The 12865-nt window shown below is 65.9% G+C and carries 13 protein-coding genes and 1 tRNA gene; 9 read left to right on the top strand and 5 right to left on the bottom strand.

Translation table 11 applies throughout. The features are described 5' to 3' along the window. Positions 1–33: 33 nt before the first annotated feature. On the bottom strand, positions 34–1401 hold the full coding sequence (locus tag AWB66_RS04230) for an MFS transporter (protein WP_087629018.1): 1368 nt from the start codon (positions 1399–1401) through the stop codon (positions 34–36). 92 nt (positions 1402–1493) lie between these two features. Beyond that, a complete protein-coding gene (locus AWB66_RS04225) occupies positions 1494–1997 on the bottom strand; it encodes a YbhB/YbcL family Raf kinase inhibitor-like protein (protein WP_087629017.1) in 504 nt (167 codons plus the stop codon). A gap of 359 nt (positions 1998–2356) precedes the next feature. On the opposite strand from AWB66_RS04225, the gene AWB66_RS04220 reads away from it, so the two are divergent. Further along, on the top strand, positions 2357–3823 hold the full coding sequence (locus tag AWB66_RS04220) for a sensor domain-containing diguanylate cyclase (RefSeq protein ID WP_087629016.1): 1467 nt from the start codon (positions 2357–2359) through the stop codon (positions 3821–3823). 15 nt (positions 3824–3838) lie between these two features. Here the strand turns inward: AWB66_RS04220 and AWB66_RS04215 are convergent, their stop codons facing one another. Beyond that, positions 3839–4258, bottom strand: a complete 420-nt coding sequence (locus tag AWB66_RS04215; protein WP_235020980.1) for a hypothetical protein — start codon at positions 4256–4258, stop codon at positions 3839–3841. A 164-nt stretch (positions 4259–4422) separates the two neighbouring features. On the opposite strand from AWB66_RS04215, the gene AWB66_RS04210 reads away from it, so the two are divergent. The 3 genes from AWB66_RS04210 (at position 4423) to AWB66_RS04200 (ending at position 7519) form a co-directional block, all read left to right on the top strand. After that, positions 4423–5103 carry a TetR/AcrR family transcriptional regulator gene (locus AWB66_RS04210; RefSeq protein ID WP_087629015.1) on the top strand — a complete coding sequence of 227 codons (681 nt, stop codon included), beginning with the start codon at positions 4423–4425 and terminating at the stop codon, positions 5101–5103. A 281-nt stretch (positions 5104–5384) separates the two neighbouring features. Continuing rightward, on the top strand, positions 5385–7277 hold the full coding sequence (locus tag AWB66_RS04205; RefSeq protein ID WP_087629110.1) for a bifunctional sugar phosphate isomerase/epimerase/4-hydroxyphenylpyruvate dioxygenase family protein: 1893 nt from the start codon (positions 5385–5387) through the stop codon (positions 7275–7277). A gap of 38 nt (positions 7278–7315) precedes the next feature. Next, positions 7316–7519, top strand: coding sequence for a hypothetical protein (locus AWB66_RS04200; RefSeq protein WP_087629014.1), 204 nt, complete (start codon positions 7316–7318; stop codon positions 7517–7519). Positions 7520–7541: 22 nt separating this feature from the next. Here AWB66_RS04200 and AWB66_RS04195 read toward each other — a convergent pair whose 3' ends face one another. Continuing rightward, positions 7542–7874: a hypothetical protein gene (locus AWB66_RS04195; protein WP_235020979.1), complete on the bottom strand. Its 333-nt coding sequence runs from the start codon at positions 7872–7874 to the stop codon at positions 7542–7544. Between the two features lie 211 nt (positions 7875–8085). Here AWB66_RS04195 and AWB66_RS04190 point away from each other — a divergent pair. The 3 genes from AWB66_RS04190 to AWB66_RS04180 all read left to right on the top strand — a co-directional run bounded on the left by AWB66_RS04190 (position 8086) and on the right by AWB66_RS04180 (position 9852). After that, positions 8086–8160 (top strand) — tRNA-Arg (locus AWB66_RS04190). Between the two features lie 128 nt (positions 8161–8288). Continuing rightward, positions 8289–9089, top strand: a complete 801-nt coding sequence (locus AWB66_RS04185; RefSeq protein ID WP_087629013.1) for a bestrophin-like domain — start codon at positions 8289–8291, stop codon at positions 9087–9089. Positions 9090–9099: 10 nt separating this feature from the next. After that, positions 9100–9852: a class I SAM-dependent methyltransferase gene (locus tag AWB66_RS04180; protein ID WP_327353628.1), complete on the top strand. Its 753-nt coding sequence runs from the start codon at positions 9100–9102 to the stop codon at positions 9850–9852. A gap of 10 nt (positions 9853–9862) precedes the next feature. On the opposite strand, the gene AWB66_RS04175 is transcribed toward AWB66_RS04180, so the two are convergent. Then, on the bottom strand, positions 9863–10045 hold the full coding sequence (locus AWB66_RS04175; RefSeq protein ID WP_062634664.1) for a rubredoxin: 183 nt from the start codon (positions 10043–10045) through the stop codon (positions 9863–9865). A gap of 267 nt (positions 10046–10312) precedes the next feature. On the opposite strand from AWB66_RS04175, the gene AWB66_RS04170 reads away from it, so the two are divergent. Together AWB66_RS04170 and AWB66_RS04165 are read left to right on the top strand one after the other, a co-directional pair. Further along, entirely contained in the window at positions 10313–10705 is a 393-nt protein-coding gene (locus AWB66_RS04170) for a DUF4399 domain-containing protein (protein ID WP_407642265.1), read from the top strand. A 156-nt stretch (positions 10706–10861) separates the two neighbouring features. Continuing rightward, positions 10862–12796 (top strand): ATP-binding cassette domain-containing protein, encoded by a 1935-nt coding sequence (locus tag AWB66_RS04165; protein ID WP_087629011.1) that lies wholly within the window; start codon positions 10862–10864, stop codon positions 12794–12796. Positions 12797–12865: the final 69 nt, after the last annotated feature.

Raw genomic sequence — 12865 nt, 5'->3', positions numbered from 1 at the left:
GGGGAGCGTGGAGTGCGTGGGATGCGCGCGGGCTCAGACGGCTTCCGCGCGGCGTTTGCCTGCGAGCCGCATGAGGCTCACGATCGCGGCGGCGGCCGCGAACGCCGCCGCCGCGTACAGCGTGATGACCGCGCCGTGCTGCGGTGCGACGCCGAAGATCAGCGCGACGAGTGCGGCGCCGAGCGTCTGTCCGGAAAGGCGCGCCGTGCCGAGCATGCCGCTCGCGCCGCCGCTGCGGTGACGCGGCGCGGCAGACAGCATCTGCCTGTTGTTCGGCGACTGGAAGAGCCCGAAGCCGAGTCCGCAGACGGCCATCCGCCAGGCGATGTCGACGGGCGCCGGATGCATGCCGGTGGTCGCGAGCAGCACGAGACCGCCGGTCAGGATCGCGAGCCCGATGCCGCCGAGGATGCCCGCCGAGTAGCGATCCGCGAGCACGCCCGCGAGCGGCGCGACGAACACGATGACGAGCGGCCACGGCGTCATCAGGAAGCCGGTCTGGACCTGCGTCATGCCGAAACCGTCCTGCAGCAGGAACGGCAGCGAGACGAAAGCCAGCATCTGCGCGGCGAACGAGCAGAACGACGTCGCGACGGAGAGCGCGAACACCGGAATGCGCATCAGGTCGACGGGTAGAAGCGGCGCGCGCTGCGTCAACTGGCGGCGCACGAAGAAATAGCCGATCACGCCCGCCACCAGAAATTCGGCGATCACATACGGGCGATGCTCGCCGTGACCGAGGCCGTCGACGGCCGTGATCGCGAAGCCGAAGAAGAGCGCGTTCATCAGCGCACTCACGTAGTCGTACGGTTCGCGATGGCCCGGCGTGCGCGGCAGCGCGTGCGTGCAGATCGCGAGCGCGGCGAGTCCGATCGGCACGTTGATCGCGAAGAGCCACGGCCACGGCGCGACGGCGAGCACGCCCGACGCGACGGTCGGCCCGATCACCGAGGAAATCGCGACCACCGTCGCGTTGATGGAGACGCCGCGGCCGAGCTGGTCCGGCGGATAGATCATGCGCACGAGCGCCGTGTTGACGCTCATGATGCCGGCCGCGCCGAAGCCCTGGATCACGCGCGCGAAGGTCAGCGTCAGGAGCGAGTTCGACAGCGCGCAGCCGAACGACGCGAGCGTGAAGAGCGCGAGCCCGGTCATGTAGATGCGCCGGTAGCCGATGCGGTCGCCGAGCGAGGCGAGCGGCAAGAGCGAGATGGTGATCGTGAGCTGGTAGGCGTTGACGACCCAGATCGAATCGGCGGGCGCCGCGTTCAGCGTGCGGGCGATGGTCGGCAGCGCGACGTTGGCAATGGCGCCGTCGAGCACCGCGAGCGTGATGCCGAGTGCGATGACGAGGATCGCCCAGAAGCGTTGCGGATACGGCAGGCCTTGTTCTGCTTCCATCGATCGGGGAGTCGGGCGGCGTGGAGCGTGGATGAAGCGCGCGGCAAGCCTCGCGGGCCGCCGCGTGTCGCGGATCGCGCTAATTCATCGCGTCACTTCAGTTCGTACAGGCCCGTGTAGGTCGCCGAATCGATTTCGTTCAGATGCACCATGAAGCGCGCGACCGCGTTGGTCGCACCGGCGTCGAGCGCGAGGTTGCCCGCCTGCAAGGCGTGGATGCGGAAGATATAGCGATGCGTCTTGTCGCCGCGCGGCGGCGCTGCTCCGCCGAAGCCGACCGTGCCGTAGTCGTTCCTCAACTGCAGCGCGCCCGCGGGCAAGAGGCTGCCGTCCGCCTTGCCGGCATTGCGCGGCAGCGACCCGACATCGGCCGGAATATTGACGATCACCCAGTGCCAGAAGCCGCTGCCGGTGGGCGCGTCGGGATCGTAGACGGTGAGCGCGAAGCTCTGCGTGTCGGCGGGCGGGTCTTCCCACTGCAACGCGGGCGAGATGTTCTCGCCCGCTCCGCCGAAGGCTTGCTGATCGAATTCCTGCGACTTCGTCATGAAGCCGTTCGCGGGAAACTCGGCGGACCAGATGCGGAAATCAGCCATGAGAATCTTGCCTCCATTCAACAGGTTGAAATAAGCGGCGCATGGCGCCCGCCCGGATGTTTCGCGCCCTGCCGCAGCAAACATGCCCGCCGCGGCGCAACTGAAGCAAGGCCGCATAGGGGCAAAGGGCTCGTCGAGTGTAGCATCCGGCCCCGCTTAACGACGCGTCGCGCGACGCACGGCGGACCTGCGGCGGCCACGGAACCGGCGCTGAAAAATGGCGGGCTAGAATATTGAGACGAGCACGTTGAGATCAATACGTCGAGATAAATACGGAACCGGCGCGAGCCGGAACAACACCCATGCCTAATGACGAGCGGCGCGCCGCCCGCGCAGCCATCCAGCCGTCCGAGCGGCCCATGACCGGCGAGAGCGCCCCCGCCGACGACGCCGACATGTTCGATCTCGCGCCCGTGTCGCTCTGGCTCGAGGACTTCAGCGCCGTGCGCGAGCTGTTCGAAAGCTGGCGCGAGGCCGGCGTCACCGACCTGCGCGCGCACCTCGCCGAAGACCCGGCGCGCATCACCGCGTGTTCGTCGCGCATCCGCGTGATCAAGGTGAACCGGCGCACGCTCTCGCTCTTCGGCGCGAAGGACGTCGATCATCTCGTGCAGAACCTCGCGAGCGTGTTTCGCGACGACATGCTCGCGACGCACGTCGACGAGCTCGAACAATTGTGGGCGGGCGAGCCGCGGTTCGTGAGCCAGACGGTGAATTACGCGCTCGACGGCCGGCGGCTCGACGTGCTGCTCAAGGCGGTGATTCTGCCGGGACACGAGTCGCGCTGGGACCGCGTGCTGGTCACGATCGAGGACATCACCGAACTCGAAGACGTGCGGCGCCGTGCGGCCGAGAGCGAACGCTACGCGCGCGGGCTCTTCGAGCATTCGCCGGTGTCGCTGTGGGTGGAGGATTTCAGTTCCGTGAAGGCGCTGCTCGACGACGTACGCGAGCGCGGCATCGTCGATTTCCGGACGTTCACGAACGTGCACCCGGAGTTTGTCGAGCGTTGCATGCAGGAGATTCACGTGCTCGACGTGAACCAGCACACGCTCAGGATGTTCGCCGCGCCCGACAAGCCGACGCTCTTCGCGAACCTTCAGACCATCTTTCGCGACGACATGCAGCATCATTTCCGGGAACAGTTGATCGAGCTGTGGGATCACAAGCTGTTTCACCAGCGCGAAGTGATGAACTATTCGATCGACGGCGCCGAACTGCACGTGCACCTGCAGTTTTCGGTGTTTCCGGGCCACGAGCGCGACTGGGACCTCGTGCTCGTCGCGCTCACCGACATCACCGCGCGCAAGAAGGCGGAGGCGTACCTCGAATTCCTCGGCAAGCACGACGTGCTGACGAAGCTGAAGAACCGTTCGTTCTGCATCGACGAGATCAACCGGCTGGAGCGCAAGGGCCCGTTCCCGGTGACGGCGATCGCGGTCGACGTGAACGGACTGAAGAGCGTGAACGACCAGTTGGGCCACGCCGCCGGCGACGCACTGCTGCGCCGCGCGGGCGAGGTGCTCGGCAAGGCGCTTGAAAAGCCGTTCCAGGCGGCGCGTATCGGTGGCGACGAATTCGTCGTGCTGCTGCCGGGCACCGACGAGCGCGGCGGCGAGGCGGTCATGGACAGCATTCGCCAGCTCGTGGAGGTGAACAACCAGTTCTACTCCGGCATGCCGCTCAGTTTCGCGATGGGCGCGGCCACCGCGCAGGAGGGCGAGCGGCTGGAAGCGATGCTGCATCGCGCCGACACGGTCATGTACGCCGAAAAGCGCGCCCACTACGACAATCCGCTGAACGAACGGCGCGCCGAGCGGGACTAGCCGGGCGCGCGTTCGCTATTTGCCGTTCGTCACTTCGTCGATGCCGCGGTTGAGCGCCGGGCAGGCTTCGTGGATTTCTTTCGCGTATTCGGCGGGATCGGTCGACTTGAGGCGCGCGAAGCGATCGACGGCCGATTGCGCTTCCGTGTAGCCGAGCTTCCAGGCGCCGTCGAAGTCGGGCGCGGCGGCGAAGTTCTGCCGGGCCGCCGTCCTGAAGCGCTCGATTTTCGCGGCATCGATATGGCAGACGTCCGCGGCGCCGCGCGCGATATTGCCGCAGGTGCGCGCGCCTTCCATCGCGAGGCTCTCGGGCGAGGGCGCCTGCCGTTGCGCCTGGTGCTGCACGCGTTCATGCGCTTCTGCGCGGGCCGCGAGCGGCGCGGCGAAGGCGCTGGCGGCGACGATCGCGCCGGTCAGAACGGTCTTGAGCGTCATGCGATTCCTTGTGGTTTGCCGCGCGAATTATAGGCGAACGGCGGGGCGGGCGAGGGCGTCTCCATGGCGGGAAAGGGCGGCTGAAATCACGGCCGGACGTGCGTTTTCACCGTGCTAGAATCGTTTTCCACATGCCGCTTTCAGCTAAAAATTTGGCCAGAACAATGAAAAAAGCAAGTAAGGCCGCAACGCCCGGCAGTGCTGTGCCTTCGCCCGAGACGCGGCGCAAGTACGATCCGGAGGAGACCAAGCGCAATATCCTCGAAATCGCCAAGCAGGAGTTCTCGGCGATGGGGCTGGCAGGCGCGCGCGTCGACGCTATTGCCGAGCGCACCAACACCACCAAGCGGATGCTGTATTACTACTTCGGCAGCAAGGAAGGGTTGTACGAAGCCGTGCTGGAGCAGGTCTACGGCGACATCCGCGCGCTCGAGCAGGAACTGCAGCTGGGCGAGATGGAGCCCGAGGCGGCGCTGCGCCATTTTGTCGAATTCGCGTTCGATTACCACGACAAGCATCGCGATTTCGTGCGCCTCGTCACGATCGAAAACGTGCACGCGGCGAAGTACATCGAACAATCGAAAACCTTCAAGAACCGCAATTCCAGCGTCGTGCGCACGATCGAAGACCTGATCGCGCGCGGCGTCGCGGCAGGGCAATTCCGCGACGACGTCGATCCGATCGACCTGCATCTGATGATCAGTTCCTTCTGCTTTCACCGCGTCGCGAACCGGCATACCTGGGGCGCGGCGTTCGGGCGCGATCCTTCCGGGCCGCGCTCGCGCGTGCGGCATCGCGAGATGATCGTCGATGCGGTGTTGCGGTTCATGCGCCGCAACGGCTGAAACGAGCGCAGAAAACGGCGGCTTCGGCCGCCGTTCTGCTTTTTGCGCGCGTCGATGGAAAACGCTGCTGCGCTGCGACAGAAACGCGTGTCGGTGTTTGTCCGTATTTGTACGATCTAGTTAGTTTGTTATACCATCGCCGGGCAGGATCGAGCCTATCGAATGCGAACGCCGTGGCCGCTTCGCGCGTCCTGTGGGATTGGCCTACACTGGACGGGTCTTGCAGGCCTGCTCGTCACGCATTTCCACTGCATTACAAGGAGGCAGCGATGCTGCGTTCCATCCGGACTTCCATCGCGACGGTCTCGATCAGCGGCACGCTGGTCGAGAAGCTGAACGCGATCCGCGCGGCAGGTTTCGACGGCGTCGAGATCTTCGAGAACGATCTGCTTTATTTCGACGGCACGCCCGCCGACGTGCGGCGCATCTGCGCGGACCTGGGTCTGGCCATCTACCTGTTCCAGCCGTTTCGCGACTTCGAGGGCGTTTCGCCCGAGCGCCTCGCGCGCAATGTCGAGCGCGCGAAGCGCAAGTTCGAGCTGATGCACGCACTCGGCACGGACCGCATGCTGGCGTGCAGCAACGTGTCGCCGGAGACGATCGCCGACGATGCGCTGATCGCCGACCAGCTCGGCGTGCTCGCGCGCGCGGCCGAAGAGGCGGGCGTGATCGTCGGCTACGAGGCGCTCGCGTGGGGCCGGCACGTGAATTCGTACAAGCACGCGTGGCGGCTCGTCGATGCCGTGAATCATCCGAACCTGGGCCTCGTGCTCGACAGCTTTCACACGCTGTCGATCCGCGATTCCGTCGACGAAATCGCGTCGATTCCGGGCGAGAAGATCGCGTTCGTGCAGATCGCCGACGCGCCCGTGCTCGCGATGGACGTGCTCGAATGGAGCCGCCACTACCGCTGCTTCCCGGGCCAGGGCGCGTTCGACGTCGCGACCTTCACGGCGCGCGTGCTCGAAGCGGGCTATACGGGGCCGCTGTCGCTCGAAATCTTCAACGACGGCTTTCGCGCCGCGCCGACCAACGTCACCGCCGCCGACGGCCACCGGTCGCTCCGCTTTCTCGAAGAACAGACGCGCGCGGTGCTCGGCGACAAGGCACCGGACATCCTCTTCGATCCGCCCGCGCCGCCCGCGCACGTCGGCTTCCAGTTCCTCGAATTCGCCGTCGACGACGCAACGCGCGGCGAAGTCGCCGGCTGGCTCGGCAAGCTGGGATTTCGGCTCGCGGGCCGGCATCGCTCGAAGGATGTCACGCTGTATCGGCACGGGTCCGGCTCGATCGTGCTGAACGCCGAGATGGATTCGTTCGCGAGCGCGTTTTTCCAGCAGCACGGGTTGTCGCTGTGCGCATCGGCGTTTCGCGTCGACGACGCCAAATGCGCGTTCGAGCGCGCCGCGGCCTACGGCTACACGCCGTTTTCGGGGCGCGTCGGCCCGAACGAGCGCGTGCTGCCCGGCGTGCAGGCGCCCGATGGCAGCCTCGAATATTTCGTCGACGAAGCGCCCGGCGCGCCGACGCTGTGGGAATCGGATTTCATCCTGACCGACATCGACGGGCCGTATGAGGTCGGGCCGCTCGAACGCATCGATCACGTGTGTTTGTCGCTGCCGGCCGACGCGCTCGACACTTGGGTGCTGTTCTTTCGCACCGCGTTCGGCTTCGAGACCGAGCCCAGCGTGCTCGTGCCCGATCCCTACGGGCTCGTGCGCAGCCGCGCCGTGCGAAGCCGCGACGGTTCGGTGCGCATTGCGCTGAACGCGTCGGTGGACCGCTACACGGCGGTGGTGGAATCGCTCGCGACGTATCGTGGCTCCGGCCTTAACCACGTCGCGTTCAGCACGCCCGACATCTTCGATGCGATTCCGCGACTCGCCGCCGACGGCGTCCAGTTCCTGCGCATTCCGCGCAATTACTACGACGATCTGGCGGCGCGCTATTCGCTGCCCGACGAACAGATCGACGCCATGCGCGAGCACAATATCCTCTACGACCGCGACGAGCGCGGCGGCGAGTTCTTCCACGCTTATACGGAACAGCTCGATCAGCGGTTCTTCCTGGAGATCATCGAGCGGCGCGGCGGCTACGACGGCTACGGCGCGGCGAACGCGGCGGTTCGGCTCGCGGCGCACGCGCAGTTGCAGAAGGCGCGGCGCGGGGCCTGAGGCGTTTGAAGGCGGTTCCGGCGGCGGCATTCTGACCGATGATGAAAGCATGGCTGCAATCGGACGAGGAGGGCTCCATGCAGGACTTCTCCAACCTGCTGGTCGGGCTTGCCGGGCTGCTGGCCGTGGCGATCGTCGCATTTGCGCACGACTGGCGCGACGAACACCGCCGGTGCATGCTGATGCGGCCCGCGACGCACCTTCATTCCATGCGCGACGGGTGGATACGGCACCGGCGTTAGAGCGCTGGCTTGTCGACTGCGCTCAGGCGCTGCGTGGCTTCCTGACGCGGCCGGCATCGGCGATCGGCGCGGCCGCATTCGCCGCGCGCGAGCGTTCTTCGTCCCGTTGCCGCTCGGCGGTTTCGAAGGCGTCGATCCGCAGATAGAGGCGGTGGACCGTCTGGATCTGCGTGTGCGACAGGTGCGACGCGCGCGTGACCTCCGCGAGCCGCTCGCGCCAGTAGCCCGGCGGCAGGATCGGACCGCCGAAATCGCATTCGAGCGAGCGCGCCAGCACCAGTTCGAGGTGCGTGAGATCCTGGTCTGCCAACAGCGCCGAAAACGCGCCTTGAGGCCTGGTATCGGGGTGGTCCATCACTGTCTATCGGCGGCGATGGCGCGTGCTTGATCAGTACTTTCCCTTAAACCGATTGTTTTCTCGCAAGCCAGATGGCGCGTGACGGTGTTTGTTATACTCTGCGCTCGCTGGCGATGCCCCGTCGGAGCCAGCGCCGGCGCTTCGTTTAGGAAGAAGCATCGAAGCCGGATGCACACATTGATCCCGCGCCGCTCGCGCAACCGGATCGCTCCCCGTAGTTCAATGGATAGAACGAGTGCCTCCTAAGCGCTAGATGCAGGTTCGATTCCTGCCGGGGGGACCAGCAGTCCTCATCGCCTCGTCCCGCAGCCCCCTCTCTCCGCGAAACGCCCGTTACACGCACGCCTGCCCGCATCCCCGCCGATCATGCGACACTCCGCCCGTCGCCCTTCGATCCGTCCGTGAATCGCCATGACCGAAATCGAATCCGCCGCGCTCGTTTTCGTCCTGCTTCTCGCCAGCACCGCCGTCGGTGCCATCGTCCGGCCGCTCTTGCCCGAAGAGCACAAGGCGCAGGAGACCGTGCAACTCGTGCAGCTCGTCGTAGGCATGCTGGTGACGTTCGCGGCGCTGGTGCTCGGGCTGCTGACGGCATCGGCGAAATCCGTCTTCGATACGACCGACAACGACATCCGCACCTACGCCTCCTCGCTGATCCAGCTGGATCACGCGTTGCGCGAATACGGCCCGGACGCCGATGGCGCCCGCACGCTGCTGCGCAGCTACACCGCCGCCGCGATCGCGAGCACCTGGCCGAACGAGACGCCGCCGCCGGGCGACTATCCGAAAATCGCCGGCAGTGAGCCGCGCACCGACAATCTCGACAGCCCCACACTCGGCGCGATGCTCGAACGCGGTCAGTTGCTCGTGCGGCAGCTTGAACCGCGCGACTCGTTTCACGTCAAACTGGCCGCCGAGAATCTCGCGCGTTTCGAGCGCCTCATCACGCAGCGCTGGAAGCTGATCGAAGAGGCGCACGGCTCGATTTCGTATCCGTTCGACCGGATCCTGATCGGCTGGCTGATGATCATCTTCCTGTGTTTCGGGCTGATCGCGCCGCGCAATGCGCTTTCGCTCGTGACGATCACGCTCGGCGCGCTCTCGATCGCGCTCACCGTGCTCGTGATCTTCGACCTCGACACGCCGTTCTCCGGCCCGATCATGATCGCGAGCCAGCCAATGCGCGATGCGCTCGCGTACCTGAGCCGCTAGGCACACGCCGATGTCGCAGATGCTCTACACCGACCCGCGCCTCGTCGCCCTCTACGACGCGCTCAATCCCGCCGGCCCCGACACGGCGTTCTACCTTCAGCTCGCGCAAGGCGCTGCGCGCATCGCCGATCTCGGCTGCGGGACCGGGCTGCTCGCGTGCGCGCTCGCGCAGCAGGGACATCGCGTGACGGGCATCGATCCGTCGCCTGAAATGCTGCGGGTCGCGCGCAAACGATCGCACGCTGACGAAGTAACCTGGATCGAAGGCGATGCCAAGGCGCTCGCGTTCACCGGCCCGATGGATCTCGTACTGATGACGCGCCACGTCGCGCAGGTTTTCCTCGACGACGACGCGTTGCTCGAGACGCTCCGCGCCGCGCGCTACGCGTTGCGCAACGGCGGGCGGATCGCGTTCGACAGCCGCGATCCGGCGGCGCAGGCGTGGGAGCGATGGACGAAGGCGGAATCGGCGCGGCGCATCGACGTGGCGGGCGTCGGCGGCGTGGACGTCTGGCACGAGCGCGACGCCACGCCAGATCCGCAGGACGCGTCATCGGGCGGCCGCGTGCGTTTCGACACGCACTACCGGTTCGAATCGACGGGGGAAACGCTGGTCGCGGCGAGCGAACTGCGCTTTCGCGATCAGGACGAACTCGCGGACCTGCTGACGAAGGCCGGCTTCGGAACGGTTGAACGGTACGGCGACTGGGACCGCTCGGGCGTCAGCGCGGCAAGCCGCGAACTGATCGCGGTGGCCTCTTAAGCGGCGGAAATCAGAACTCGACGGCCGCGAAATCTTCCTTGCCCACGTCGCAGAGCGGGCAGCGCCAGCTGGCGGGAATATCGGCGAAGCGGGTCCCCGGCGCGATGCCTTCGTCCGGCAGGCCGTCTTCTTCGTTGTAGATCCAGCCGCAAATCAGGCAGACCCAGCTTTTGTATTCCAGAACTTCACTCACGACAGACTCTTTTGTTTCGTTTTGCGGATTGCAACGGGCGCCTGGACGGCGCGGCGAAAAATGCAGCCAGCCGGCATCTTACCGGAATCGTGAAAATGCTTCCCCGCAGGCGCCCGCGCCGCGCGCACCCGGCGTTCGACCCAATTTGCCCGATTGCAAGCCCGGTGTATGCTCGGTCGAACAGCGTCGCGATGCGCGCGTTGCGTCCGGCCGGCGAAAGGCGCGCTTCGGCCGCTTTCTTCCAAGGAGAAAATGATGTTGAAAAAAATGGTGGGGACCGTGCTCTCGGCAAGCTTCCTGTTCGCGCTGACGGCAGAAGCGCAGACGCCCGCGCGCGTCTATTTCATCGAACCGAAGGACGGCGCGAGCGTGTCGAGCCCGGTGCATGTGAAATTCGGCATCGAAGGGATGCAGGTCGCGCCCGCCGGCACGATGGGCGACAATTCCGGTCATCATCATCTCCTGATCGACGGCGGCCCGGTGCAGAAGGGCCTCGTGATCCCCGCCGACGACAAGTCGATCCACTTCGGCAAGGGCCAGACCGAAACCGACGTGAAACTGCCGCCCGGCGACCACACGCTGACGATGCAGTTCGCCGACGGCGCGCATCGCTCCTACGGCCCGGAAATGAGCCAGACGATCAAGGTGCACGTGAAGTAGCTTGCCTGCGTGCGTATCTCGAAAAACGCGGTTCCGGCCGCGTTTTTCACGTCCGGGGACGCCGGCGCCTTGTCCGAATGGCCGACGCCACGGGCCGCGACGGGTAACACCGGTACAATGGCCGCTTCCTGTTTTTGCACTTTTCCGGCTGCCCTCATGTCGCTTTATTCCATCTCCGACGCGCAACTCGCGTTCGGCCACGTCGCGCTGCTCGATCACGCGGATTTCTCGCTCGAAGCGGGGGAGCGCGTCGGACTGATCGGGCGCAACGGTGCGGGCAAGTCCTCGCTGCTCAAGATCGTCGCCGGCCTCACGAAGCCCGACGACGGCCTCGTCACGCGCCAGAGCGAACTCAGCACGGTCTACGTCCCGCAGGAACCCGAATTCGAGCTGGACGCGTCGGTGTTCGACGTCGTCGCGTCGGGCCTGACCGAAGCCCGCGCGCATCTCGACGAATACGACGAAGTCGCGCACAAGCTCGCCGACACGTCCGAAGGCGCCGAACACGATGCGCTGCTCGCGCGCATGAACGCACTGCAATCATCGCTGGATCTGCACGACGCCTGGAACTGGCGCACGCGCGTCGCGACGACGCTGGATCAGATCGGCCTCGACGGCGACGCGCGCGTCGGCGCGCTTTCCGGCGGCATGCGAAAGCGCGTCGCGCTGGCGCGGGCGCTCGTCGTGCAGCCGGACGTGCTGTTGCTCGACGAACCGACCAACCATCTCGACTTCGACGGCATCCGCTGGCTCGAAGACCTGCTCGTCACGCTGCGCACGGGCCTGCTCTTCATCACCCACGACCGCGCGTTTCTGGACCGGGTGGCGACGCGCATCGTCGAACTGGATCGCGGGCGGCTGCTTTCGTATCCGGGCAATTTCAGCGCGTATCAGACGAGAAAGGCGCAGCAGCTCGAAGTCGAGCAGGTGGAAGCCGCGAAGTTCGACAAGCTGCTCGCGCAGGAAGAAGTGTGGATTCGCAAGGGCGTGGAGGCGCGGCGCACACGCAGCGTCGGACGCATTGCGCGGCTCGTCGAGATGCGTAACGAGCGCGCCGAGCGGCGCAACGTGCAGGGCAACGTGAAGCTCGATGTCGGGCAGGGCGAGAAGTCGGGCAAGATCGTCGCGGAGTTGACCGATGTGACGAAGCGCTACGGCGAACGCACAATCGTCGACAATTTCACGGCCACCGTGATGCGCGGCGACAAGATCGGTCTCGTCGGTCCGAACGGCGCCGGCAAGACGACGCTGCTCAAGCTGATCCTGGGCGAAATCCAGCCGGACGCCGGCCGCGTGCGCATCGGCACGAACCTGCAGGTCGCGTACTTCGACCAGATGCGCGCGCAGCTCGATCTCGACAAGACGCTCGCGGACACCATCAGCCCGGGCAGCGAATGGGTCGAAGTGAACGGCGTGAAGAAGCACGTGATGAGCTATCTCGGCGACTTCCTGTTCGCGCCCGAACGCGCGCGCTCGCCGGTGCAGTCGCTCTCGGGCGGCGAGCGCAACCGTCTCTTGCTCGCGCGTCTTTTCGCGCGGCCGGCGAACGTGCTCGTACTCGACGAGCCGACCAACGACCTCGACATCCCCACGCTCGAACTGCTCGAAGAACTGCTGACCGATTACGACGGCACCGTGCTGCTCGTGAGCCACGACCGCGCGTTTCTGGACAACGTCGTGACGTCCGTGTTCGCGTCGGAGGGCGGCGGCAAGTGGCGCGAGTATGTCGGCGGCTTTTCCGACTGGCAGATCCAGCGCGAACGTTCGGAACAGATCGCGCAGGACGCCGCGCGCCAGAACGCGAAGGACACGCCGAAGGAAGACGCGCCGAAGGAAAGCGCCGCGGGCCGCAACGCGCAGCGCACCGTAAAGCTGTCGTTCAAGGAGCAGCGCGAACTGGACGCGCTGCCCGGGAAGATCGCCGCGCTGGAAGCGGAGCAGAAGGCGGTCGGCGCGCAACTCGAAGACGGCTCGATCTTCGCGAAGGACGCGAAGGAAGGCGCGCGGCTGAGCGAACGGCACGCGGCCATCGACGAGGAACTGCTCGCCGTGCTCGAACGCTGGGAAGAACTCGAAGCCAAGCGCAAATAAGGCCGCCGTCACCGCGCCGTCATTGCCGGCCATATCGAAAACAGTAAAATACGTCGCGTTTTCCGGATG

The organism is Caballeronia telluris, from assembly GCF_001544495.1.
Classification (GTDB): Bacteria; Pseudomonadota; Gammaproteobacteria; order Burkholderiales; family Burkholderiaceae; genus Caballeronia; species Caballeronia telluris.
The sequence above is the reverse complement of the archived record's forward strand: the minus strand, read 5'-3'. Positions and strand labels throughout refer to the sequence as shown.

Bases quoted from the DNA above. Each gene is read 5' to 3' on its own strand.
- AWB66_RS04230 (WP_087629018.1), bottom strand. From the start codon at position 1,401: ATGGAAGCAGAACAAGGCCTGCCGTATCCGCAACGCTTCTGGGCGATC.
- AWB66_RS04225 (WP_087629017.1), bottom strand. From the start codon at position 1,997: ATGGCTGATTTCCGCATCTGGTCCGCCGAGTTTCCCGCGAACGGCTTC.
- AWB66_RS04220 (WP_087629016.1), top strand. From the start codon at position 2,357: ATGACCGGCGAGAGCGCCCCCGCCGACGACGCCGACATGTTCGATCTC.
- AWB66_RS04215 (WP_235020980.1), bottom strand. From the start codon at position 4,258: ATGACGCTCAAGACCGTTCTGACCGGCGCGATCGTCGCCGCCAGCGCC.
- AWB66_RS04210 (WP_087629015.1), top strand. From the start codon at position 4,423: ATGAAAAAAGCAAGTAAGGCCGCAACGCCCGGCAGTGCTGTGCCTTCG.
- AWB66_RS04200 (WP_087629014.1), top strand. From the start codon at position 7,316: ATGATGAAAGCATGGCTGCAATCGGACGAGGAGGGCTCCATGCAGGAC.
- AWB66_RS04195 (WP_235020979.1), bottom strand. From the start codon at position 7,874: ATGGACCACCCCGATACCAGGCCTCAAGGCGCGTTTTCGGCGCTGTTG.
- AWB66_RS04185 (WP_087629013.1), top strand. From the start codon at position 8,289: ATGACCGAAATCGAATCCGCCGCGCTCGTTTTCGTCCTGCTTCTCGCC.
- AWB66_RS04180 (WP_327353628.1), top strand. From the start codon at position 9,100: ATGTCGCAGATGCTCTACACCGACCCGCGCCTCGTCGCCCTCTACGAC.
- AWB66_RS04170 (WP_407642265.1), top strand. From the start codon at position 10,313: ATGGTGGGGACCGTGCTCTCGGCAAGCTTCCTGTTCGCGCTGACGGCA.
- AWB66_RS04165 (WP_087629011.1), top strand. From the start codon at position 10,862: ATGTCGCTTTATTCCATCTCCGACGCGCAACTCGCGTTCGGCCACGTC.